This window comes from Pseudomonas sp. GWSMS-1, assembly GCF_049847425.1.
Classification (GTDB): Bacteria; Pseudomonadota; Gammaproteobacteria; order Pseudomonadales; family Pseudomonadaceae; genus Aquipseudomonas.
The window spans coordinates 1,139,751-1,162,274 of sequence record NZ_JBMHHV010000005.1 but is presented as its reverse complement, the minus strand read 5'-3'; the positions used below and the strand labels follow the sequence as shown (position 1 = coordinate 1,162,274).

Below are 22,524 nucleotides of genomic sequence, written 5' to 3'. Positions count from 1 at the left end.
GATTTAGCTCTTTGTTGTTATTGAAATTATGCTGTTGCTCCACCTTTGCCGAGGGCAGACCCGGCAACGCAAGTAGGTGGTGTGACTACCGCCGCGTCGACTTCAGATCGACATGACGGCAATGCTCAGGGGCCAGAGGCGGCTAACCGGTCGCCTCCTCCTTGGCCAGATTCGTGGTAGGCAGCGGCGCGGTGGCGACCACGGCTTTACGCCGGACACTCAGCAGCAGGTGCGCGGCGATGCCGAACATCAATCCCCAGAAGGCCGCCGACAGGCCGAGAAATGACATGCCCGATGCTGTCACCAGAAAGGTGATCAGCGCCGCTTCACGATCAGCCGGCTGGGCCATAGCTCCCGCCAGCGAACTGGCAATCGCGCCGAACAGCGCCAGCCCGGCCAGGGCGGCGATCAGTTCTTTGGGGAAGGCAGTAAACAGCGACACCAGGGTGGCGCCGAACAGGCCCAGCAGCAGGTAGGCCACGCCACCCACCACCCCGGCGACATAGCGCCGGGCCGGGTCTTCATGGGCTTCGCGGCCGGTGCAAATAGCGGCGGTAATCGCGGCCAGGTTGAGGCCATGGCAGGCGAAAGGCGCCAGCAGCAACGAACCCAGGGCACTGCTGGTAATGATCGGGCTGGCCGGCGTCTGGTAACCAGCGCCGCGCAACACCGCCATGCCCGGCACGAACTGCCCGGTCAGTGCCACCATGACCAGCGGCAGGGCGATATTCAGGCTGGCCGACAGACTGAACTCAGGGCTGATCCACACGGGCATGGCCAGACCGATCACCAGCGCCTCCTGGCGCAGGTCGCCAGTGACAAAGGCGATGCTGCAACCAACCAGCAGCACCGCCATGACCGCGTAACGCGGCAGCACACGCTTGACCAGCAGGTAAGTGGCGAACATCGCCAGCACCAGAAAGGGCTTGGCCTGCAACGAAACGAACAGACCGGTGCCGAAACTGAACAGGATGCCGGCCAGCATGCCGGCGGCAATCGCTGCGGGCAGTTTGCTGATGATGCGATCAAAGGCGCCGCTGATACCGACCAGAAAAATGATCAGGCTGGCAACGATATAGGCACCAACCGCCTCGTTGAGGCTGATCTGCGGCAGCAACGACACCAGCAACGCCGAGCCCGGAGCCGACCAGGCGATGATGATGGGCACGCGGTAACGCAGGCTGAGGACGATGCCGAGCACCGCACTGCCAATGGAAATCGCCCAGACCCAGGACGACAGCACGGCATGCGACATGCCCGCGCTCTCGGCCGCCTGGAAAATGATCACCAGGGGACCGGCATAGGAAATCACGGTGGCGATAAAGCCGGCCACCACGGCGGACAAAGAGAAATCGTTGATCAAGGCTTTCATCGGGCCTCGCAAGGTATTAGTGGCGCTCCTCGGGGAGCGCTCTCGTTGTATGTAGGCCCCGTGACCGCGGCTTGAACCGGCTCACACGGGGCCAACTGGCACGGAATCAATGGTGCGCGCGGCGCACCCTACGCACCCTGCAACGCACGCGGACGGTTGCTGCGCTGTTCGGCTTGTGCCGCAGGAGCCTTCTGCAGCTGGAAGTCGAACTGCAGTTCGGCAAAGCGGTTGCCTTGTACGCTACGGTCATTGGCGGCAGCGGCGTCCTCGACGAAGGTGATATCGCCGACCAGGCCATCACGGGTGGCGTAGGCGAAGTCGTCCCACAGGTATTGCTCGCCGGCCAGGTTGATCTGAGTGGTCAGGTGACGATGGCCCGGTGCGGAGATGAAGAAGTGGATGTGTGCCGGACGCTGGCCATGACGGCCGAGCAGATCCAGGCATTCCTGAGTCGGGCCGTCCGGGGAGCAGCCATAACCGCAAGGCACAATGCTGCGCGCGCGGTAGCGGCCCTCGCTATCGGTGACGATACGCCGGCGCAGGTTGTACTCGGACTGGCTCTTGTCGAAGTAGGAGTAGTTGCCCTGGGTGTTGGCATGCCACAGGTCGACCACCGCACCGGCCACAGGCGCACCGTCGGTGTCGCGCACCACGCCTTCGAGGAACATCACGGTGGCGGAGTCCAGCTCACTGCCATCGTCCATGCGCACTTCGCCTTCGGCCAGCGGCGCACCAGCAACATACAGCGGGCCTTCGATGGTGCGTGGAGTGCCGCCGGTCAGTCCGGCTTGAGCATCCTTGGCATCCTGCAGCACGTCGAGGAAGTGCTCCAGGCCCAGACCTGCAACCAGCAGGCCGGCTTCATTGCGCCCGCCAAGGCGATTGAGGTAGTCGACGCTGTTCCAGAACTCGTCGTCGCTGATTTCCAGGTCTTCGATGATCTTCGCCGCATCACTGATGATACGCAGCATGATCTGCTTGAGACGCGGGCTGCCTTGCTCGCTGTTGAGGCCGCTGGCTTCTTTGAACAGATCCTGGATTTCGGCAGTGTGGCTAACGTTAACGGTCATGGTGGTGTCCTCGGTTTTTTGTTCTAGGGCTAATCAACGGTCGTCATCACGGATCGACGAGGGGTGACGGCACAGGGCGTCAATCTCGATATCCATGTAGGGAAACAGCGGCAGCTGCATCAGCGTGTCGTGCAGCTCTTGCACGCTATCCAGGTCGAATACGCTGTAGTTGGCGTACTGCCCGGCGATGCGCCACAGGTGGCGCCACTTGCCCTCGCGCATCAGGCGCTGGGCCAGTTCTTTCTCGTCCGCCTTGATCTGGGCGGCCTTGGCCGGGTCCATATCCAGCGGCAGTTTTACCGTCATCTTTACGTGGAACAGCATGGAGCTCTCCTCTCGGTTCAGGGGCGACGGAAGAACGCCAGGCGTTCTTCGTCCAGGCTCAGGCCGAGGCCCGGGGTACGCGGCACGTGCAGCTGAAAATCGCGGTACTGCGGCGCTTCGTTGACGATTTCTTCGGTCAGCAGCAGCGGACCGAACAGCTCGGTGTGCCAGGTCAGCTTGTTCAGGGTGAGGAAGGCGTGGGCCGAGGCCAGGGTGCCGATCGAGCCTTCCAGCATGGTGCCGCCGTACAGGGCGATGCCGGCCGCCTCGGCGATCGCCGCGGTGCGCAGCACGGCGCGCGGGCCACCGTTCTTGGCAATCTTCAGGGCGAAGATGCTGGCCGCGCCGTCGGCGGCCAGGCTGAAGGCGTCTTCCACGCTTTCGATCGATTCGTCGGCCATGATCGGCGCCGGACTGCGTTGATTAAGACGGATCTGGCCGCTGCGGTTGATCCGCGAGATCGGCTGTTCGATCAGGTCGATACCATTGTCGCCGAGCACCTGACAGGCACGCAGGGCGACCGACTCGTCCCAGGCCTGGTTAACGTCGACGCGCACGCTGGCGCTGTCACCCAGGGCCGCTTGATCGCGATGACGTGCTGGAGATCCTGACTGACCTCGCCCGCACCGATCTTCAGCTTGAAGATGCGGTGGCGACGAATTTCCAGCATGTGCTGGGCTTCGGCGATGTCCTTGGCGGTGTCGCCACTGGCCAGGGTCCAGGCCACTTCCAGGCTGTCGCGCACCCGGCCGCCGAGCAGTTCGCTGACCGGCAGGCCGAGGCGCTTGCCCTGGGCATCGAGCAGCGCGCTTTCCAGGCCGGACTTGGCGAAGGTATTACCCTTGGCGGCTTTATCCAGACGCAGCATGCAGGCGTTGATATTGGCCGCGTCCTGACCGATCAGCAGCGGCGCCAGGTGGCTGTCGATGTTCTGCTTGATGCTCTCCGGGCTCTCGTTGCCGTAAGCCAGGCCGCCGATAGTGGTGGACTCGCCGAGGCCTTCGATGCCGTCGGCACAACGCAGGCGAATCACCACCAGGGTCTGCTGCTGCATGGTGTGCATCGCCAGCTTGTGCGGGCGGATGGTCGGCAGATCGACGATGATCGCCTCGATGCTTTCGATCAGGGAATGGCTCATTCAGGCTCCGCTAGATTGCGCAGGTTGAGGTCAGGAAGCCGTGGCCGCCGGCAGCGGCGCGGCATTGCTGCGCTGGCTGCTGATGGCGAACACGCTCATGGCGATGGCGGCGATGGCGCCAGGAATGGCAAACGCCAGGAAGTTGAGCTGCAGCGGCAGGTTGATCCCCAGCAGCGCGCCACCCAGTAGCGGCCCGACGATGGCGCCGTTGCGACCAATACCCGAGGCCCAGCCGAGACCGGTGGAACGGATCGACAGGCCATAGAATTGCGCGGCGCAGGCGTACAGCAGGATCTGCGTACCGATGGTGGTGGCACCGGCCACGCCGATCAGCAGGTACAGCACCGGCGTCGGGCTCTTGATCCCGAGCAGGCTGATCGACACCGCCGCCACCACGAAGAACACCGCCAGCACCCGAGGCAGGTTCATCCGGTCGCCGAGCAGGCCGCCACCGATGGCACCGAACACCGCACCCAGGTTCAGCGCCAGCAGGAACGACAGGCTCGAACCCAGGCTGTAGCCGGCGTTGGCCATCAGCTTCGGCAGCCAGGAACTCAGGGCGTAGACCATCAGCAGGCAGCAGAAGAACGCCAGCCAGATCATCAGGGTGCGCAAGGCACGGCCCTCGCGGAACAGTTCCAGCACCGAGGCGGCGTTGCCTTTGGCCTCGGCCATGGTGATGGGATCAGCGTCGCCGATGGCACGGCTCGGATCGACCCGACGCAGAATGCCGCGGGCCTGTTCGGTACGCCCTTCGCGCACCAGGAAACCGACCGATTCCGGCAAAAACCAGAGAATCAACGGCAGCAGCAGCAACGGCACGCCGGCGATGAAGAACATCGATTCCCAGCCAAAGCGCGGCAGCATGTAGATACCCAGGCCGGCGGACAGCATGCCGCCTACCGAGTAGCCGCTGAACATGATGGCCACCAGGGTGCTGCGCAGCTTCTTCGGCGCGTACTCGTTCATCAATGCCACTACGTTGGGCATCAGGCCACCGCAGCCAAGGCCGGCGATAAAGCGGCAGATGCCGAATTCGGTGGGGTTGCTGGCAAAGCCATTGACGATGGTGGCGCAACTGAACAGCAGGAAGCACACGGCGATGCCCTTCTTGCGCCCGATCTTGTCAGCCAAGGTGCCGAAAGCCAGGGCACCGAACATCATGCCGAACAGCGCATAGCTGCCCAGGGCACCGGCCTCCAGCGGGGTCAGGCCCCACTCCTGCATGATCACCGGCAACACCACACCGTAGATAAACAGATCGTAGCCGTCGAAGATCAGCAGCAAGGCGCACCAGAACATCACCATCCAGTGATAACGGTTGAAGCGCGCGTTATCTATTACCTCGTGTACATCAATATTTCGCATGGCATCGGTTCTCTCTTTTGTTCTTGTTGTGAACAGCTCGTTGAAGTGGATAGCAGTATTTCTGTAGGAGCCAGCTTGCTGGCGATGCTCTGGCTGATCGCGACAAGGACTAGGCGTCCCCCTCGCGCCTACAGGGGTCGTGCTTAGCCCAGATCCCCACCACCCACCGGCAGGGTCACGCCAGTGATATAGGCGGCGTCGTCCGAGGCCAGAAACAAAATCGCCCCGGCTTGGTCATCGATGCTGCCGTAGCGTTTCATCAGGCTGCTGCTGAGGGTCTGGTCAACGATTTGCTGGTACCAGAGCTTCTCCTGCTCACTCTGCTCGGCGCTGTTGCGCGGGATGCGTCGTGGCGGCGCTTCGGTGCCGCCCGGTGCGGTGGCGTTGACCCGAATACCGCGTCCGGCAGTCTCGAAGGCCAGGCAGGCAGTCAGGGCATTGACCCCGCCCTTGGCCGCGCCGTAGGGCACGCGATTGACCCCGCGGGTGGCGATGGAAGAAACGTTGACGATGGCCCCGCTGCCCTGCGCGAGCATCTGTGGCAACGCGGCGTGGCAGCACCACAGGGTCGGGAACAGCGAACGGCGCACCTCGGCCTCGATCTCGTGCGCCTGGTAATGCTCGAACGGCTTGGCCCAGATGGTGCCGCCGACGTTGTTGACCAGGATGTCCAGGCGACCGAAGCGCTCGACCGCCATCTCCATCACTCGCTGGCACTCGGTGAACTGCTCAAGGTCGGCGGTCAGGGTCAGCACTTCGCAGATGCTCGCCAGCTCGTCGGCCAGTTCATGCACCAGCTCGGAACGGTCGACCAGCAACAGCCGGCCACCCTCGGCCGCCATACGTTCGGCGACACGGCGACCGATGCCTTGGGCAGCGCCAGTGATCACGGCGACCTTGTCTTGAAAACGCGTATTCATAGTCCCGACCTCGGTGAATGGTTGCGGTGCGCCAACGTCCCGTGGCTGCAAGCTTGCCCGCGATGCGCCTGCTGTCTTCGCGGACAAGTCCGCTCCCACAGAGACGAAGCCTCGGTTGCGTAGCCCGGATGTAATCCGGGGCAATCCAACAGATAACTCCCGGGCTATTGCACGAATAAAACAGGCCCGCTCACCCAGCAAGCGGACCAAAGGAGCCCTTTAAGCGCTGGCGGCGAACTTCTCGTAATAGAAGTTGGCCGGCTGGATGCCCTGTTCGCGGATGTAGCCGCTGACCGCCTCGACCATCGGCGGCGGGCCGCACAGGTAGATATCCACGTCGCCGTCGTTGAGGTGCTTGGCCGCGATGTGCTGGGTGACGTAGCCCTTGTGCGGATACTTGCTGTCCGGGCTGGCCACGCAGGCGCTGTAGGTAAAGTTGGGGATGCGCGCGGCCAGGGCCTCAAGCCTGTCCATCTCAACCAGGTCGAAATCGTTGGTCACCCCGTAGATCAGGTGCAGCGGGTGCGCGCTGCCCTGCTCGGCAATTTTCTCGAGCATCGCGGTGAACGGCGCCAGACCGGTGCCGCCGGCAAGCAGCAACAACGGCCGCTTGATTTCGCGCAGGTAGAAACTGCCCAGCGGGCCGGCCAGGCTCATGCTGTCACCGGCCTTGGCAAGCCCGGTGAGGAAGCTGCTCATCAAGCCGCCCGGCACATTGCGGATCAGGAAGCTGACTTCGCCGTCCTTCTGCAGACTACTAAACGAATAAGCGCGGCTCTGCTCGCTACCCGGCACCCTGAGGTTGACGTACTGGCCCGGCAGGAACGCCAGCTTGCTCAGCGCCTCGCCCTTGATCGACAAGGCGATGGTGCTGTCGGAGAGCTGACGCACCGCGCAGATCGCCGCCTCGAAGCTGGCCTGCTGGGTCTTGCAGACGTCGCTTGAGGCCGGCACGCGCACCACGCAATCACTTTCGGCGCGCATCTGGCAGGTCAGCACGTAGCCTTGCTCTGCTTCTTCCGCGCTCAGAGCATCTTCAACATATTCCTCGCCCAAGTCGTACTGACCGGCTTCGGCGAAGCACTTGCAGGCACCGCAGGCGCCATCGCGGCAATCCAGCGGGATATTGATGCCCTGGCGATAGGCGGCATCAGCCACGGTTTCGCCGACATTGGTGTCAATGAAACGGGTGACCCCGTCTTCGAAATTCAGGGCGATCTTGTGGCTCATGGCACACCTCGCTGTAGCTGATCTGGCGGATTGCGGCATGCACGGCCCCGTGACGGGAGCAAAGCGCTCCCGCCGGCAACCCTGCAGCGGACTTAGATGTGATAAACGTCGATGACCTGCCTGACGTAGTCGTTCTTCAGCACCACCTTCTTGGCCTTGATCAGTGGGTTCGGCCCGCTGGTGTCGAGGGTGTAGAAGCTGGTGCCGTAGAAGTGGTCGACGACCTTGTAGCGAAAGCTCATGGTGTGCCAGTTGAAGCGCAGCCTGCACAGGCCATCAGCCTGCTCGATCAGCTCGATATTGCTGATGTTGTGCGAGGTGCGCGTATCCGGAATGGTGGCACTGGAGCGCTCGGTGCGGATGCGGAACACCCGGTCTTCCAGACCGCTGCGGTTGCCGTACCAAATCAGCGAGATCTCGGTCTGCGGGTTTTCCACCAGTTGATCGCGGTCGTCCCAGGCCGGCATCCAGAAGGTCGCGTCGCTGGCATACAGCTCCAGCCACTCGTCCCACTGCTTGTCGTCGAGGTAGCGCGCTTCACGGTAGAGGAAGTCGCGTGCGGCTTCGTAAGTCAGGCTCATTTACGCGCCCTCCACGTGAATCAACTGGTCCTGCTGTTCTTGCAGCGCCTTGATCATCTGCTGCTGCCAGTAGTGATGCTGCAGCACGAACAACCCTTCGTCCTCGGTACGCACGCCGCTCATCAGCGGATGCAGGTCGATTTGCTTGGCGGCTTCATCGGCACCGTCAATCCAGTGCTCGGAACCGCGGGACATGTCGTTCCACTCCATCGCACGGCCGGCAAAGCCCTGCTGACAGGCACGGAACTCTTCCAGGTCGTCCGGAGTGGCCATGCCGCTGACGTTGAAGAAGTCTTCGTACTGACGGATGCGGCGGGCACGGGCCTCAGCGCACTCGCCTTTCGGCGCGATGCAGTAGATGGTCACTTCGGTCCGGTCCACCGACAGCGGCCGGGCGATACGCAACTGCGAGCCGAACTGATCCATCAGGTACAGGTTCGGGTACAGGCACAGGTTGCGCGAGTTGCCAACCATCCAGTCGGCACGTGCTTCGCCAAACTCGCTGGCCAAACGATCGCGCTCGGCGAACATCGGCCGGTCTTCCGGGTTGTCCCAGCGCGTCCACAGCAGCAGATGACCATTATCAAAGGAGTAGAAACCACCCCCTTCTTGCCCCAACCACCGGCGCTCATGGCGCGGATATCGTCGCCCGCTTCTTTCAGCTTGCGCTGCTGCTGGGTGGCGGCGTAGTTCCAGTGGACGGCGGTGACGTGGTAGCCATCTGCGCCGTTCTCGGCCTGCAGCTTCCAGTTGCCTTCGTAGACGTAGGTGCTCGAGCCACGTAGCACTTCCAAGCCATCGGCGGACTGATCGACGATCATGTCGATGATCTTCTTCGACTCGCCCAGGAAGTCTTCCAGCGGCGCGACGTCTTCACGCAGGCTGCCAAACAGGAAGCCACGGTAGGACTCGAAGCGCGCGACCTTCTTCAGATCATGGGAGCCGTCGCAATCAAAGCTCGGCGGATAGCCGGCTTCCTTGGGGTCCTTGACCTTGAGCAATTTGCCCGAGTTATTGAAGGTCCAGCCATGGAACGGGCAGGTGTAGGTGGCCTTGTTGCCGCTCTTGAAGCGACAGAGCATGGCACCGCGATGGCTGCAGGCGTTGATAAACGCATTCAACACACCATCCTTGTTGCGCGCGATGAAAATCGGCTGACGCCCCATGGAGGTGGTGTAGTAATCGTTCGTCTCGGGATCTGGCTTTCATGAGCCAGGTACAACCAGTTGCCCTCGAAGATGTGCTGCATCTCCAGGTCGAACAACCGAGGATCGGTGAACATCTCGCGCTTGCAGCGGAAAATGCCCTTCTCTTTATCTTCTTGCAGCAGGCCGTTCAGGTAATCGAGTCGCAGGGTCATCGCCATGGCTCCGTTATTATTGTTTCAACGGAATCAAGACTACGACTCAGGACTGTCCGACAATATCCAGTTTGTACACGACCTTTATCCGTTTTCTGCAGGGCGCGGACAACGGGACCAGCGACACATACCCGTGGTGCGCACCAACAGCACAGAAGTCAGGTTTGCCAAGACGCCGTAGGGTGCGCCGTGCGCACCAACAGCACAGAAGTCAGGTTTGCGAGGGCGCCGCAGGGTGCGCTGTGCGCACCAACAGCACAGAAGTCGGGATTTGCGAGGACGCCGTAGGGTGCGCTGTGCGCACCAACAGCACAGGCGTCAGGACTCGCGCCGGCGCAGGGTGTCAGAAGGCAGCTCGCCGAAAGCGCTCTTGTAGCTTTCGGAGAAACGTCCGAGGTGCAGAAAGCCATAATCCAGCGCCACCTCGGTAACGTTGCGCACCTTGGCGGTCGGGTCGAGCAGGCAGGTATGTACCTTTTCCAGCTTCTTGTTGCGGATGTAGTGCTTTGGCGTGGTGCCAGCGTTGCGCTCGAACAGCGCGTAGAGCGAGCGCGGACTCATGCGTACCACCTCGGCCAATTGCTCCAGGCCGATGTCCTGCTTGAGGTTGTCCTCGATGTACTGGGCAATACGCTCGAACGAGGGGCAGCTTTCGCCCAGCTCCTCGCGCTCAACGTTATTGGCCAGCAGGCCGAGTAGCTTGGTGGCGATGATCCGGGTGTAGTGTTCTTGCACCTGGGTCATCGGCTGCGCACTTTCAGCTTCGTCGCAGACCAACCCCAGCAGATTGACGAAGCCGTCGAGCTGCTGAAGGTTGTGCCGTGAAGCGAAACGGATGCCGTCTGCCGGACGACGCCAATGGTTTTCGCTACAGGCCCGCTCGAGAAAGGTCGACGGCAGCTTGACGATGAATTTTTCGCAGTCGTCAGAGTAGGTCAGATCGACCGGATCGTCGGGGTTGATCAGCAGCAACTCACCTGGCGTGAAGTAATGCTCCTGGGCATTGCCGCGCCACAGACAATTGCCCTTGAGCAGAATTTGCAGGTGGTAGATGGTTTCCAGCGCCGGCGAGGTGACGCGCACACTGGCGCCGTAACTGATCCGGCACAGATCCAGGCTGCCGAAGGTGCGGTGGCTGAGGCTAGCCTCGGGCCGCCCGCTTTGCGGCAAACGAATGCAATGCGCGCCGACATGCTGATTGACATAGTCGGAAACGGCATAGGGGTCGGCATTGTGGAATATCCGACTTTTCTCGTTCAGCAGACGGCAGTCCATAACTCACGGCACTCTTATAATTTTTATGACACTGAGGGTCAGCACAAGCAAGGCATCTGCCCTCACGTCTAAATATTGATACAGGCAAAACAGCTTTAAAACAGCCTGTACCGATCAACGGTCAAAATCGTCACCCGCAAAACTATCAGCCGATTATTGATATCAATCATAGCCGCTGCGACAGCTTAGTGAATCCAAACGAAAGTAGGATGGCCGGCGCGCGATAACCGCACACATTCGCACATGGCACTAGTGTCATATCGATGGCCGAATGGCGAATTTCGGAGCAGGTGGAGTTGGCGGCGCGGATACTCAAGCGATCAGCCACCGCTGTGCGCGCTGCGTAACCCTCCAGGCGCCCGGTTTCGAGAATCAGCTGCGCAGCGCGGCACTTAGGGCCCGGCACATTTCAACGCTGGCGTGACCCTACCCCCGAGCCTGGCTCACACTGGTTTGAACAACTGACTGCTCAGCTCGCGGCTAGCGTTGAGCATGATCGGCAGGAAGCGCTGCTCAAGCTCGATGGCCGGCACACGCCCGGCGTGAGTGCTGACGTTCATTGCGGCAAGGACATGGCCGGACGAGTCGTAGACCGGCACGGCCAGCGAGCGCAGCCCTTGCTCCAGCTCCTGATCGACCAGGCACCAGCCCTGCTGACGTACCTGCTGCAGGCATTCCCAGAGCGCCTCCGGGGTATGCAGGGTGCGACTGGTCTTGGCCTGCAGCTCAGCGTGATTGAGGTAGTCGTGCAGGCTGTCGTCGTCCAGCGCGGACAGAAGGATCCGCCCCATTGAGGTGCAGTAGGCTGGCAGGCGGCTGCCGACACTCAAGTCCACCGAGATCAGCCGCTGTGGAATCGCCGAGCGGGCGATATACAACACCTGCTCGCCTTCCAGGGTGGCCAGGTTACAAGCCTCATGCAGCTGCTCGCTGATCCGATCCAGATAAGGCTGCGCCGAGACGGCCAGCGGGGTGGACGACAGGTAGGCATGGCCGAGTGTCAGCACCTTGGGCAGCAGCGAATAGGTATGCCCTTCACTGGTCGCATAGCCCAGCTTCATCAGGGTATACAGGCAACGGCGCACGGCAGCGCGGGGGATCTCGGTGCGATGGCTGATCTGCGCAATGGTCAGGTGGCGCTTGCGTTCCTGAAACGCATTGATCACCGCCAGGCCACGGGCAAGGGAGGACATGAAATTAGGATCGCCCGTAAACTCCTCGATGCGCTTGGCAGGCGACACATAGGGCGGCGGAGCCAGGGTAGACAGCTGCGGACGATTTTCGCTCATGGAGCCTCCGGGGCAAGGGGACAACGCTGAGCGATTATCGAACCAGTGCGCGATAATCGCAAACACTGGTGTACCAATACACCGGAACACAATAGCGCTCTGTTGGCTTTCGGTAGCGGAATGAAGCACGGCATAGACTCGCGAAGAGTAATTCAACCCGGCCGCTTAAACCGTCGTGACGGCGTATCGCTTTTCTGCTTGGCGCGTAAAGAGGGACAGGCCAAAAGGGCCGGAAAGGAAGGGAACATCAAGGGCAGGCCACCAAAATGATGGCTAGATTCTTCGGTGGGGCAAAAAGTGGGGGCAAAATTCGGAAATGCTAAAAATCATCAAGCATAAAAAAATCCAGTCACCGCTAAGTGACTGGATTTTCTAGGATTATATGGTCGGGACGGAGTGATTCGAACACTCGACCCCTAGCACCCCATGCTAGTGCGCTACCGGACTGCGCTACGCCCCGACTAGGCGTTAATCTGTTTCGGAGCCCCGAAACCTGGCGAACTATACATTAAGCCCCTGAAATATGGAAACTTTTTGAATAGTGCGACTATTTTTTGAGTACCTGTAAAACATCCTCAAGCTCAGTAATCATTTGCTTGATCAGTTGCTTGTATTGAGTGTTGTCATCTTTGGCCTCATCACCGGAAAGGCGCTGGCGCGCCCCGCCAATTGTGAAGCCCTGATCGTACAAAAGAGCGCGAATCTGCCTAATCATCAACACATCCTGTCGTTGATAATAGCGTCGGTTACCGCGGCGCTTCACTGGGTTTAGCTGAGGAAATTCCTGCTCCCAGTAACGCAGCACATGAGGCTTAACGGCGCACAACTCACTTACCTCACCGATAGTGAAGTAGCGCTTGCCGGGTATGACGGGTAATTCGTCGTTATGACTTGGTTCCAGCATACGCCTCGACCCTGGCTTTAAGTTTCTGGCCTGGACGGAAAGTCACCACACGGCGGGCCGTGATCGGAATTTCCTCTCCTGTTTTGGATTGCGACCGGGGCGCTGACGCTTATCGCGCAGATCAAAATTACCGAACCCCGAGAGCTTGACCTGTTCGTTGAGCTCCAGCGCTTGGCGGATTTCCTCAAAGAACAGCTCCACCAACTCCTTGGCTTCCCGTTTATTCAGGCCCAGCTCTTCATACAGACGTTCCGCCATCTCAGCTTTCGTCAGAGCCCCCATACGCTACTTCCTTAACGTGGCGTTGAACCTTTGTTCCAGGGAGGTGAGAATATTTTGCATTGCTGCGCTCACCTCATCGTCATTTAGAGTGCGCGATGGATGCTGCCAGGTCAAGCCAACCGCAAGGCTTTTTCTATCAGGATCAATACCTTTACCGTGATACACGTCAAATAGCTTGAGGTCCGTCAGCCACTCACCTGCAGCGCCCTTGATGCAATCAAGCAAATCCTGCGCGGGCACATCACGATCGACCAGCAAAGCCAGGTCACGCCGCACCTCAGGAAACTTAGAAAGCGCCTGGAACTTAGGCATAACGCCCTCAGTGATTTCACCCAACACGAGTTCAAACATGAAGACTGCTTGATCCAAGCCTAGCGTTTTCGACAACTCAGGATGAATGGCACCAACGAACCCGACAAGGCGCCCATCACGCTCAATGCGCGCTGTTTGCCCCGGATGCAGTGCCGCATGCTCGCCTGGCGTAAAAGCAAAGCTATTGCCCGCACCGGCGCTGGCTAGCAAAGCCTCAACATCAGCCTTCACATCATAGAAGTCGACATCATCACGAGTATGCGCCCAGCCTTCTGGCAAGCGGCCACCAGAAATCACACCCGCCAGCATCGGCTCTTGCTTCAAGCCTTCGAGCTGACCAACAAAGCGCAAACCACTTTCAAACAGGCGCACACGCGACTGCTGACGATTCAAGTTGTGCTCAAGCGCCTTGATCAGACCTGGCCACAAGGAAGAACGCATCGCCGCCATATCTGCGGAGATCGGGTTAGCCAACATCAGCGGCGCAACGCCAGGGTTGAACAGCTCGAATAATTTGGGATCGATAAAACTGTAGGTAATTGCCTCCTGATAACCGCGGGCAACCAACAAACGACGCAACGCAGGTAGCTCGATAGCGGCTTCGGCCTTAGTTTGCGGAGCTAAACGCGCTTGTGGATAACGTACAGGCAAGCGGTTGTAGCCATACAAGCGGGCAAGCTCTTCAATCAGGTCAACTTCCAGGCTGATATCGAAGCGATGGCTTGGCACACCAATCTGCCACTGCCCTTCGCCATCTGCATGAACATTCAAGCCTAAAGCGGCCAACAAGCGGACAATTTCAGCCTCATCCATCTTCAGGCCAAGCATCTGCTCGACACGCTCAGCACGCAGCGTGACCGGCGCAACGCTCGGCAACTGCTCCTGATTGACGACCTCGATAATCGGCCCAGCTTCGCCACCGACAATCTCCAGCAGCAACGCAGTCGCGCGCTCCATGGCTTCACGAGCCAACTGCCAATCCACGCCACGCTCAAAGCGGTGCGAGGCATCGGTGTGCAGCCCATAGGAGCGAGCCTTGCCGGCAATGGCAATGGTGTCGAAGAACGCACTTTCGAGAAACAGGTCTCGCGTTTTGTCATTCACACCGCTGTGCTCGCAACCCATCACGCCGGCAATGGCCAAGGCACGACTATGATCGGCGATTACCAGGGTATCGCTGCGCAGGCTGACTTCCTGCCCATCAAGCAGGACAAGCTTCTCGCCCTCCTCGGCCATACGTACGCGGATGCCACCATTGATCTCGGCCAGATCGAACGCGTGCATCGGTTGGCCTAGCTCAAGCATCACGTAGTTAGTGATATCGACGGCAGCATCAATGCTACGCACATCGGCGCGCCGCAAACGCTCAACCATCCACAGCGGCGTCGGCTTGGACAGATCGACATTACGCACAACGCGACCGAGGTAACGCGGACAAGCTTGCGGCGCGAGCACTTCGACCGGACGCACCTCATCATGGTTAGACGCAACCGCCTCGATAACTGGACGAGTGACCGGCGCGGCGTAAAGCGCACCCACCTCACGCGCCAGACCAGCCAAGGACAGGCAATCACCACGGTTCGGCGTCAGATCAACTTCGATGCTGGCATCATCAAGATCCAAATAGACACGAATGTCCTGGCCTACGGGCGCGTCAGCCGGCAGCTCCATCAGGCCGTCATTGTCTTCACTGATCTGTAGCTCGGAGGCCGAGCAAAGCATGCCGTTGGACTCAACACCACGCAGCTTGGCTTTCTTGATTTTGAAATCGCCAGGCAGTTCGGCACCAATCATGGCGAACGGAATCTTCAAGCCGGGGCGCACATTCGGTGCGCCACACACCACCTGAAAGTTTTCCGCACCACTACTCACCTGACACACACGCAACTTATCGGCATCGGGATGCTGCTCGGTGCTCAGCACCTCGCCCACCACAACACCACTGAATACGCCCGCAGCCGGCGATACGCTATCGACTTCCAGGCCAGCCATGGACAAGCGGGCAACCAGGTCGTCGCTGGAGACATCTGGGTTTACCCAACTGCGCAGCCATTGTTCACTGAATTTCATTCTGTCTGTTCTCCTGAACCAATTCGATTACGGAATGCGAGGGCGCTAGCGAAATTGCGCCAGGAACCGCAGGTCGTTATCGAAGAACAGCCGTAAATCGTTGACGCCGTAACGCAGCATGGCCAGACGTTCAACACCCATACCGAAGGCGAAGCCGGAGTATTTTTCCGGATCAATGCCCGACATGCGCAGCACATTCGGATGCACCATGCCGCAGCCCATAACCTCCAGCCAGCCAGTTTGCTTGCACACGCGGCAACCCTTGCCACTGCACATTACGCATTGCATATCGACTTCGGCCGATGGCTCGGTGAACGGGAAAAACGAGGGACGGAAACGCACACCTAGCGGCTTCTCGAAGAACACCCGGAGGAACTCTTCAATGGTGCCCTTAAGATCGGCAAAGCTCACACCTTCGTCGACCAGCAAACCTTCGACCTGGTGGAACATCGGCGAGTGAGTAATATCAGAGTCACAGCGGTAAACGCGCCCTGGGCAAACAATGCGGATTGGCGGCTGCTGAGATTCCATGGTGCGCACCTGCACCGGTGAGGTATGGGTGCGCAGCAACATGTTCGCGTTGAAATAGAAGGTGTCATGCATCGCCCGCGCCGGATGGTGGCCGGGGATATTGAGCGCCTCAAAGTTGTGGTAGTCGTTCTCCACTTCGGGGCCTTCGGCAATGCCGTAGCCTATCCGAGTAAAGAATTGCTCTACGCGCTCCAGCGTGCGGGTTACCGGATGTAGACCACCCGATGCCTGTCCACGCCCTGGCAGTGTTACATCAATCTTTTCGGCGGCGAGCTTGGCGCTCAGCGCAGCCTGCTCCAATGTTTCTTTACGGCTGTTCAGAGCTTCCTGAACTTTATCCTTGGCGGCATTGATCAACGCACCTGCTTGCGGGCGTTCCTCTGCCGACAGGCTACCCAGGGTCTTCATCACCTGAGTTAATTCGCCCTTTTTGCCCAGATAGTGAACGCGCAGCTGCTCTAGAGCATTCACATCGTCGGTGTGGCTAACGGCCTCAAGCGCTTGCGAGACCAGCACATCCAGATTTTCCATTTACAGACTCCAGATACGAAATAGGGGAAGAGCTTGAAGGCTCTTCCCCTATTGGTGACGTTTAGCACCGGGCGAACCCGGTGATTGTCGGGGACTTAAGCCAGTACGGCTTTCGCTTTCTCGACAATCGCAGCAAACGCCGCTTTTTCGTTCACTGCCAGATCAGCCAGTACCTTACGGTCGATCTCAATGGACGCTTTTTTCAAGCCAGCAATGAAACGGCTGTAAGACAGACCGTTAACACGTGCACCAGCGTTGATACGAGCGATCCACAGAGCGCGGAACTGACGTTTTTTCTGACGACGGTCGCGGTAGGCGTATTGGCCTGCCTTGATCACCGCTTGCTTGGCAACGCGGAACACGCGTGAACGTGCGCCGTAGTAGCCTTTAGCGAGTTTCAGAATTTTTTTGTGACGCTTGCGAGCAATAACGCCGCGCTTAACACGAGCCATGAGTAATTTCCTCTATCTTGACCGATTAACGAACGCGCAGCATGCGCGCCACTTTTGCTACGTCAGACGGGTGCACCATGGAGCTGCCCCGCAGTTGACGCTTACGCTTAGTGGACATCTTGGTCAGGATGTGGCTCTTGAAAGCGTGCTTGTGCTTGAAGCCGTTAGCAGTTTTCAAAAAACGCTTGGCTGCACCACTCTTAGTTTTCATCTTTGGCATGTTCGGATACTCCGCATTCAGTTGATAAACATAACCGCAAGGCCTGCCGTGCCCTGGTGGTTATTTCTTCTTTTTGGGGGCGATGACCATGATCAGCTGGCGTCCTTCCATCTTTGGATGCTGTTCAACGGCGCCGTATTCAAGCAGGTCAGCTTCAACCCGCTTTAACAACTCCATGCCCAGCTCCTGATGCGCCATCTCACGGCCGCGGAATCGAAGTGATACCTTGGCCCTGTCCCCATCACTAAGGAAACGTACCAGGTTGCGTAGTTTTACCTGGTAATCCCCTTCCTCCGTCCCTGGACGAAACTTGATTTCTTTAACCTGAATCTGCTTCTGGTTTTTCTTTGCAGCAGCAACCTGTTTCTTCTTCTCGAAGATCGATTTGCCGTAGTCCATCAGCTTACAAACAGGTGGCACCGCATCGGCAGAAATTTCTACCAGATCCAGCTTGGCCTCTTCGGCCTTAAGAAGCGCGTCCTCAATTGACACAATCCCGAGCTGCTCACCCTCAGCGCCAATTAACCGTACCTCACGTGCCGAGATATTCTCGTTGATCGGTGCCTTAGGTGCAGCTCGCTTATCTTGTCTCATATCACGCTTAATAATGATTACTCCAAATCTTGGCGACCACGCCGGGAAACCGCCTGCGTAAGAAGTTCAGCGAATTGAGTGACGGGCATAGAGCCCAGATCAACACCTTCGCGAGTACGCACGGCGACAGTTTTCGTCTCAACCTCCCGATCTCCGATAACCAAGAGATAGGGAACCTTGAGCAAAGTATGCTCGCGGATTTTAAAGCCTATCTTCTCGTTCCTCAAGTCAGACTTGGCACGAAAACCGCTCTGATTGAGCGTTTTTTCCACTTCGAGGGCAAAATCAGCCTGTTTATCAGTGATATTCATCACCACGGCCTGAGTCGGCGCCAGCCAAGCAGGGAATGCACCCTCGTAGTGCTCGATCAAAATACCGATGAAACGCTCGAACGAACCAAGAATCGCCCGGTGCAACATGACCGGTACTTTCCGGCTGTTGTCCTCGGAAACGTAACTCGCCTCAAGGCGCTGCGGCATGTTCGGATCGTACTGCAGTGTACCGCACTGCCAGGCACGACCGAGGCAATCAAGCAGCGTGAATTCGATCTTCGGACCGTAGAACGCACCCTCCCCCGGGAGATACTCCCAAGGCAGACCCGCCTCATTCAGCGCATTGGCCAGCGCCTCTTCAGCACGATCCCAGAACGCGTCATCGCCCACACGCTTAGCCGGGCGCGTAGAAAGCTTCATCTTCACATCACTGAAACCGAAGTCAGCGTAAACCTGCAAAGTCAGCTTAATGAAGTCTGCAGCCTCTTTCTTGACCTGCTCTTCAGTACAGAAGATGTGCGCATCATCCTGAGTGAAACCACGCACGCGCATGATGCCATGCAGCGCACCCGACGCTTCATTGCGGTGGCAAGAACCGAACTCAGCCAAACGCAGCGGCAATTCACGGTAGCTTTTCAGCCCCTGATTGAAAACCTGCACGTGACATGGGCAGTTCATCGGCTTGATGGCGTAATCACGACTCTCCGACTCCGTAGTGAACATGTTGTCGGCGTAGTTACCCCAGTGCCCGGATTTCTCCCACAGCACGCGGTCAACAATCTGCGGCGTCTTGATTTCCTGGTAGCCGTTCTCACGCTGCACACCGCGCATGTACTGCTCAAGCACTTGATAAATGGTCCAGCCATTTGGGTGCCAGAACACCATACCCGGCGCTTCTTCCTGGGTATGGAACAGATCAAGGCGCTTACCGATCTTGCGATGGTCGCGCTTCTCAGCCTCTTCAATACGCTGAATATAAGCAGCCAGTTGCTTCTTATCCGCCCAGGCAGTGCCATACACGCGCTGCAACTGCTCATTCTTGGCATCGCCGCGCCAGTAAGCACCAGACAATTTGGTCAGCTTGAACGCTTTAAGGAAGCGCGTATTCGGCACGTGCGGACCGCGGCACATGTCGACGTATTCTTCGTGGTAATACAGACCCATCGCCTGCTCGCCCGGCATATCTTCAACCAGACGCAGTTTGTAGTCCTCACCGCGCGCGGTGAAGACATCAATAACCTCAGCGCGCGGCGTCACTTTCTTGATGACGTCGTAGTCTTTCTCGATCAGCTGCTGCATGCGCTGCTCGATGGCCGCCACATCATCTAGAGTGAAGGGGCGCTCAGACGCGATGTCGTAGTAGAAACCGTCATCAATGACCGGCCCGATCACCATCTTAGCCGTCGGAAACAACTGCTTAACCGCGTGCCCAATCAAATGCGCACAGGAGTGGCGAATGATTTCGAGACCTTCTTGGTCTTTGGGCGTAATGATCTGCAGGGTGGCGTCGCTATCAATCACGTCGCAGGCATCAACCAGCTTGCCATTGACCTTACCGGCTATCGTGGCCTTGGCCAGGCCAGCACCGATGGATTGCGCCACCTCAAGTACAGATACTGGGTGATCGAACGAACGCTGACTGCCGTCGGGAAGAGTAATGATGGGCATGGCGCCTCCTCTCCTAGTGGTGACCTCTACCAAAGGCCACATGGGTTGGGATGAGCCAGTAAGCGATTCGGCGGTAAACCTGCCATACAGAAGCAGGAGCATGTACGCCTAACCAAAACCGAACCGCAGTCACTGGAGGTTTTAAACAACAACTAACCGCATGAATACTTGCAGAAAGCCTGGCTTGCTAACAAGAACCCAAAAAAAAGGGCCGCCTAAGCGACCCTTTTTCTACCAAATTTGGTAGGCACGATTGGACTCGAACCAACGACCCCCACCATGTCAAGGTGGTGCTCTAACCAACTGAGCTACGTGCCTACGATGGGTGCGCATTCTACGGCCACGCGAAAAAGTGTCAACAGGTTTTTTAGCTAACTGCCTGAATAATTGAATTTTTTACTGTTTCATCGTGCGTTTAATATTTCGCACAGGCCACTAGCCGAGCATTTTCAACTCAGGTAGCATCCGCTCATTCGTAAAATATAAAGAACAGAGGTTGCAAAATGGCGCACACAGCTTATCCACAATCCTATTATGCGGCCTCCGCCAATCCGGTACCGGCACGCCCGGAACTGAATGGTGAAGTCGAAACTGACGTGTGCATCGTCGGCGCAGGCTACACCGGTCTATCTACCGCTATTGCCCTGCTGGAAAACGGCTTCAAGGTCAGCATCGTCGAAGCGGCAAAAGTCGGCTTCGGTGCATCGGGCCGCAATGGTGGGCAGATCGTCAACAGCTACAGCCGCGATATCGATGTAATCGAGCGCAGCTGCGCGCCCAAGCAAGCACAGCTGCTCGGCGACATGGCCTTCGAAGGCGGCCGCATCATTCGCGAGCGCATCGCCAAGTACAACATCCAGTGCGACCTCAAAGACGGTGGCGTCTTCGCGGCCAATACGCCTAAGCACATGAAGCACCTGGAGTCGCAGAAAAAACTATGGGAGCGCTACGGCCACACCCAACTTGAGCTGATGGACGCCAAGCGCATACAAGAAGTCGTGGGCACCGACATTTATGCCGGCGGCATGCTCGATATGAGCGGCGGCCATATCCATCCGCTCAACCTGGCACTCGGTGAAGCGGCGGCAGTTGAGTCGCTCGGCGGGGTGATTTACGAGCAGTCCCCGGCCATCCGCATTGAGCGCGGCGCCAACCCCGTTGTGCACACCCCTAATGGGCGGATCAAAGCCAAGTTCGTGGTAGTCGCGGGCAACGCCTACCTAGGCAACCTGATTCCTGAGCTCTCGGCCAAATCGATGCCGTGCGGCACCCAGGTGATTACCACTGAGCCTTTGTCCGCCGAGCTGGCGAAAAGCCTGCTGCCGCAGGACTACTGCGTGGAAGACTGCAATTATTTGCTCGATTACTACCGCCTTAGCGGTGATAACCGCCTGATCTTTGGCGGCGGCGTGGTCTACGGTGCCCGTGACCCGGCCAACATCGAGGCGATCATTCGCCCGAAAATGCTCAAGGCATTCCCGCAGTTGAAAGACGTCAAGATCGATTACGCCTGGACCGGCAACTTCCTGCTGACGCTCTCGCGCCTGCCGCAAGTCGGTCGCCTGGGCGACAACATCTATTACTCACAAGGCTGCAGCGGTCACGGCGTGACCTACACCCACCTGGCAGGCAAGGTGCTGGCCGAAGCACTGCGCGGCCAGGCTGAGCGCTTCGACGCATTTGCCGACTTGCCGCACTACCCATTCCCGGGTGGCCGCCTGTTCCAAGTGCCGTTCAGCGCCTTGGGCGCTTGGTACTACACCCTGCGCGACAAGCTGGGCATCTAACACCAGCACTACAAACAGAAACGGCACCCTTGGGGTGCCGTTTTGCGTTATCACTCACGCTCATTGCTGGATGCCTTTACAGCGCGGCATCCGGCCAAACCTGGCGCGCCGTGCGCAACGCGCGCTGCGCCGCTGCACCTCGGCCTTGCTGCTGCAGATCACGGGCAGCCTGCAACCAAGCGCGCTCAACGGGTTGTGCAGGCAGTTGACTGGTCGGTTGAATCAATACTGCCCAGCGTCCTGCCTCCCCCCAAGCGTCGTCGAAGCTGGCAAAGCTGCTGTACCAGCGTCGGTCATTGCCCGAACGCAGCACCAGCGTCCGCTCGCGCTGGTCATAGCCCACCAGCACGGCAAACTGCGAGCCCGGCCCGCCAAATAAACGATCCTGCAGCACCAGCACCGGGTGCCCCGCGGAAATCTGCTGCATCAGCGCATCCAAATTACCGGGCAAGGGATACACCACGAGCTCATACGAGCGCGCCACTGCCTCAAGCCCCGCCTGCGGGCTCTGCCCTTTGCCCAACTGCTGCATGCGCTCATCTACCAAACCTGGGCTACTGATCACCCCGTGATAATTGAGCAACGCCGCTAACGCCGAAGGCCCGCCCTGAGCGTCACTGAGCTGGAAGAATGGCACATCAGTCAGCTCGACCCGCTCCGGCAATCGCGCTGCCTCTGGCGATAACTGCGGCCCACGCGCGCAGGCAGCGAGTAGAAAGAGCATGACAAAGGGTAGAAGCCTGACGGCTCGAATTGGCTGGAACATCACTCACCCACTGATCTGTTTGTGACGCAGAGCATAACCATGAAGTGCGCACGGCCCAACCTATTCCCCCGGCGGCGCCCAAACAGTGGCCTACACGGCTGGATAGATGTTTAGGCCAGTAGCGTCTGCTCAAGCCTGCTCCTATTAGCCTGCACTGGCTTAGCAGCCTTTACCTTGATCGAGCTGAAGCAGCCTTGTGTTCGCTAGC

20 protein-coding genes, 2 tRNA genes and 3 pseudogenes are annotated in these 22,524 nt (G+C 58.9%); 1 reads left to right on the top strand and 24 read right to left on the bottom strand.

All coding sequences use genetic code 11. The features are described 5' to 3' along the window. Positions 1-142: 142 nt before the first annotated feature. The 23 genes and pseudogenes from ACEPAJ_RS09020 to ACEPAJ_RS08910 form a co-directional block, all read right to left on the bottom strand. Positions 143-1,372, bottom strand: a complete 1,230-nt coding sequence (locus tag ACEPAJ_RS09020; RefSeq protein ID WP_425914567.1) for a benzoate/H(+) symporter BenE family transporter — start codon at positions 1,370-1,372, stop codon at positions 143-145. A 128-nt stretch (positions 1,373-1,500) separates the two neighbouring features. Next, the gene (gene catA / locus ACEPAJ_RS09015) at positions 1,501-2,442 is read right to left on the bottom strand and encodes a catechol 1,2-dioxygenase (protein ID WP_425914566.1); all 942 of its coding nucleotides are present in this window, start codon (positions 2,440-2,442) and stop codon (positions 1,501-1,503) included. A 33-nt stretch (positions 2,443-2,475) separates the two neighbouring features. Further along, the gene (gene catC, locus ACEPAJ_RS09010) at positions 2,476-2,766 is read right to left on the bottom strand and encodes a muconolactone Delta-isomerase (protein ID WP_305255312.1); all 291 of its coding nucleotides are present in this window, start codon (positions 2,764-2,766) and stop codon (positions 2,476-2,478) included. Positions 2,767-2,783: 17 nt separating this feature from the next. Further along, a pseudogene (locus tag ACEPAJ_RS09005) lies at positions 2,784-3,904 on the bottom strand (muconate cycloisomerase family protein). A gap of 30 nt (positions 3,905-3,934) precedes the next feature. Then, positions 3,935-5,272, bottom strand: a complete 1,338-nt coding sequence (locus ACEPAJ_RS09000) for an MFS transporter (protein ID WP_425914565.1) — start codon at positions 5,270-5,272, stop codon at positions 3,935-3,937. A 143-nt stretch (positions 5,273-5,415) separates the two neighbouring features. Next, the gene (locus ACEPAJ_RS08995; protein ID WP_425914564.1) at positions 5,416-6,192 is read right to left on the bottom strand and encodes a 1,6-dihydroxycyclohexa-2,4-diene-1-carboxylate dehydrogenase; all 777 of its coding nucleotides are present in this window, start codon (positions 6,190-6,192) and stop codon (positions 5,416-5,418) included. Positions 6,193-6,411: 219 nt separating this feature from the next. Further along, the gene (gene benC / locus ACEPAJ_RS08990; RefSeq protein WP_425914563.1) at positions 6,412-7,422 is read right to left on the bottom strand and encodes a benzoate 1,2-dioxygenase electron transfer component BenC; all 1,011 of its coding nucleotides are present in this window, start codon (positions 7,420-7,422) and stop codon (positions 6,412-6,414) included. A 92-nt stretch (positions 7,423-7,514) separates the two neighbouring features. After that, the gene (gene benB, locus ACEPAJ_RS08985; RefSeq protein ID WP_425914562.1) at positions 7,515-8,003 is read right to left on the bottom strand and encodes a benzoate 1,2-dioxygenase small subunit; all 489 of its coding nucleotides are present in this window, start codon (positions 8,001-8,003) and stop codon (positions 7,515-7,517) included. Beyond that, entirely contained in the window at positions 8,004-8,699 is a 696-nt protein-coding gene (locus tag ACEPAJ_RS08980) for an SRPBCC family protein (protein ID WP_425917983.1), read from the bottom strand. A 338-nt stretch (positions 8,700-9,037) separates the two neighbouring features. Beyond that, positions 9,038-9,169: pseudogene (locus ACEPAJ_RS08975) on the bottom strand (Rieske 2Fe-2S domain-containing protein); the annotation flags it as partial. Further along, a complete protein-coding gene (locus ACEPAJ_RS08970) occupies positions 9,121-9,363 on the bottom strand; it encodes a hypothetical protein (protein ID WP_425914561.1) in 243 nt (80 codons plus the stop codon). The pseudogene ACEPAJ_RS08975 and the gene ACEPAJ_RS08970, both read right to left, overlap by 49 nt. Before the next feature lie 318 nt (positions 9,364-9,681). Then, complete coding sequence (locus tag ACEPAJ_RS08965) at positions 9,682-10,638, bottom strand: AraC family transcriptional regulator (protein ID WP_425914560.1); 957 nt, start codon at positions 10,636-10,638, stop codon at positions 9,682-9,684. A 443-nt stretch (positions 10,639-11,081) separates the two neighbouring features. Beyond that, a complete protein-coding gene (locus ACEPAJ_RS08960; RefSeq protein WP_425914559.1) occupies positions 11,082-11,927 on the bottom strand; it encodes an IclR family transcriptional regulator in 846 nt (281 codons plus the stop codon). Between the two features lie 383 nt (positions 11,928-12,310). Continuing rightward, positions 12,311-12,387, bottom strand: a tRNA-Pro gene (locus tag ACEPAJ_RS08955). An 87-nt stretch (positions 12,388-12,474) separates the two neighbouring features. Beyond that, on the bottom strand, positions 12,475-12,831 hold the full coding sequence (locus ACEPAJ_RS08950) for a MerR family transcriptional regulator (protein ID WP_425914558.1): 357 nt from the start codon (positions 12,829-12,831) through the stop codon (positions 12,475-12,477). Further along, positions 12,812-13,113: pseudogene (ihfA, locus tag ACEPAJ_RS08945) on the bottom strand (integration host factor subunit alpha). Before ihfA ends, ACEPAJ_RS08950 begins: the two are co-directional and overlap by 20 nt. A gap of 3 nt (positions 13,114-13,116) precedes the next feature. Beyond that, complete coding sequence (gene pheT, locus ACEPAJ_RS08940) at positions 13,117-15,495, bottom strand: phenylalanine--tRNA ligase subunit beta (RefSeq protein WP_425914557.1); 2,379 nt, start codon at positions 15,493-15,495, stop codon at positions 13,117-13,119. 45 nt (positions 15,496-15,540) lie between these two features. Further along, a complete protein-coding gene (gene pheS / locus ACEPAJ_RS08935; protein WP_425914556.1) occupies positions 15,541-16,557 on the bottom strand; it encodes a phenylalanine--tRNA ligase subunit alpha in 1,017 nt (338 codons plus the stop codon). Positions 16,558-16,652: 95 nt separating this feature from the next. After that, positions 16,653-17,009 carry a 50S ribosomal protein L20 gene (rplT, locus tag ACEPAJ_RS08930; protein WP_040069108.1) on the bottom strand — a complete coding sequence of 119 codons (357 nt, stop codon included), beginning with the start codon at positions 17,007-17,009 and terminating at the stop codon, positions 16,653-16,655. A 25-nt stretch (positions 17,010-17,034) separates the two neighbouring features. Next, entirely contained in the window at positions 17,035-17,229 is a 195-nt protein-coding gene (gene rpmI, locus ACEPAJ_RS08925; protein WP_136665879.1) for a 50S ribosomal protein L35, read from the bottom strand. A gap of 60 nt (positions 17,230-17,289) precedes the next feature. Next, entirely contained in the window at positions 17,290-17,841 is a 552-nt protein-coding gene (infC, locus tag ACEPAJ_RS08920) for a translation initiation factor IF-3 (protein WP_425917981.1), read from the bottom strand. After that, positions 17,841-19,763, bottom strand: a complete 1,923-nt coding sequence (gene thrS / locus ACEPAJ_RS08915; protein ID WP_425914555.1) for a threonine--tRNA ligase — start codon at positions 19,761-19,763, stop codon at positions 17,841-17,843. Before thrS ends, infC begins: the two co-directional genes overlap by 1 nt. A 241-nt stretch (positions 19,764-20,004) precedes the next feature. Continuing rightward, positions 20,005-20,081 (bottom strand) — tRNA-Val (locus tag ACEPAJ_RS08910). 185 nt (positions 20,082-20,266) lie between these two features. Between ACEPAJ_RS08910 and ACEPAJ_RS08905 the strand changes: the two genes are divergently transcribed. Beyond that, the gene (locus tag ACEPAJ_RS08905) at positions 20,267-21,550 is read left to right on the top strand and encodes an NAD(P)/FAD-dependent oxidoreductase (RefSeq protein ID WP_425914554.1); all 1,284 of its coding nucleotides are present in this window, start codon (positions 20,267-20,269) and stop codon (positions 21,548-21,550) included. A gap of 76 nt (positions 21,551-21,626) precedes the next feature. On the opposite strand, the gene ACEPAJ_RS08900 is transcribed toward ACEPAJ_RS08905, so the two are convergent. Continuing rightward, the gene (locus tag ACEPAJ_RS08900) at positions 21,627-22,274 is read right to left on the bottom strand and encodes a PA2778 family cysteine peptidase (RefSeq protein ID WP_425914553.1); all 648 of its coding nucleotides are present in this window, start codon (positions 22,272-22,274) and stop codon (positions 21,627-21,629) included. Positions 22,275-22,524: the final 250 nt, after the last annotated feature.

Coding starts and splice junctions, on each gene's coding strand:
- ACEPAJ_RS08900 (WP_425914553.1), bottom strand. CDS start 22,274: ATGCTCTTTCTACTCGCTGCCTGCGCGCGTGGGCCGCAGTTATCGCCA.
- ACEPAJ_RS08995 (WP_425914564.1), bottom strand. CDS start 6,192: ATGAATACGCGTTTTCAAGACAAGGTCGCCGTGATCACTGGCGCTGCC.
- ACEPAJ_RS08960 (WP_425914559.1), bottom strand. CDS start 11,927: ATGAGCGAAAATCGTCCGCAGCTGTCTACCCTGGCTCCGCCGCCCTAT.
- ACEPAJ_RS08950 (WP_425914558.1), bottom strand. CDS start 12,831: ATGCTGGAACCAAGTCATAACGACGAATTACCCGTCATACCCGGCAAG.
- ACEPAJ_RS08970 (WP_425914561.1), bottom strand. CDS start 9,363: ATGACCCTGCGACTCGATTACCTGAACGGCCTGCTGCAAGAAGATAAA.
- ACEPAJ_RS09000 (WP_425914565.1), bottom strand. CDS start 5,272: ATGCGAAATATTGATGTACACGAGGTAATAGATAACGCGCGCTTCAAC.
- pheS (WP_425914556.1), bottom strand. CDS start 16,557: ATGGAAAATCTGGATGTGCTGGTCTCGCAAGCGCTTGAGGCCGTTAGC.
- catC (WP_305255312.1), bottom strand. CDS start 2,766: ATGCTGTTCCACGTAAAGATGACGGTAAAACTGCCGCTGGATATGGAC.
- ACEPAJ_RS08905 (WP_425914554.1), top strand. CDS start 20,267: ATGGCGCACACAGCTTATCCACAATCCTATTATGCGGCCTCCGCCAAT.
- thrS (WP_425914555.1), bottom strand. CDS start 19,763: ATGCCCATCATTACTCTTCCCGACGGCAGTCAGCGTTCGTTCGATCAC.
- catA (WP_425914566.1), bottom strand. CDS start 2,442: ATGACCGTTAACGTTAGCCACACTGCCGAAATCCAGGATCTGTTCAAA.
- pheT (WP_425914557.1), bottom strand. CDS start 15,495: ATGAAATTCAGTGAACAATGGCTGCGCAGTTGGGTAAACCCAGATGTC.
- benC (WP_425914563.1), bottom strand. CDS start 7,422: ATGAGCCACAAGATCGCCCTGAATTTCGAAGACGGGGTCACCCGTTTC.
- rplT (WP_040069108.1), bottom strand. CDS start 17,009: ATGGCTCGTGTTAAGCGCGGCGTTATTGCTCGCAAGCGTCACAAAAAA.
- rpmI (WP_136665879.1), bottom strand. CDS start 17,229: ATGCCAAAGATGAAAACTAAGAGTGGTGCAGCCAAGCGTTTTTTGAAA.
- ACEPAJ_RS08965 (WP_425914560.1), bottom strand. CDS start 10,638: ATGGACTGCCGTCTGCTGAACGAGAAAAGTCGGATATTCCACAATGCC.
- ACEPAJ_RS09020 (WP_425914567.1), bottom strand. CDS start 1,372: ATGAAAGCCTTGATCAACGATTTCTCTTTGTCCGCCGTGGTGGCCGGC.
- benB (WP_425914562.1), bottom strand. CDS start 8,003: ATGAGCCTGACTTACGAAGCCGCACGCGACTTCCTCTACCGTGAAGCG.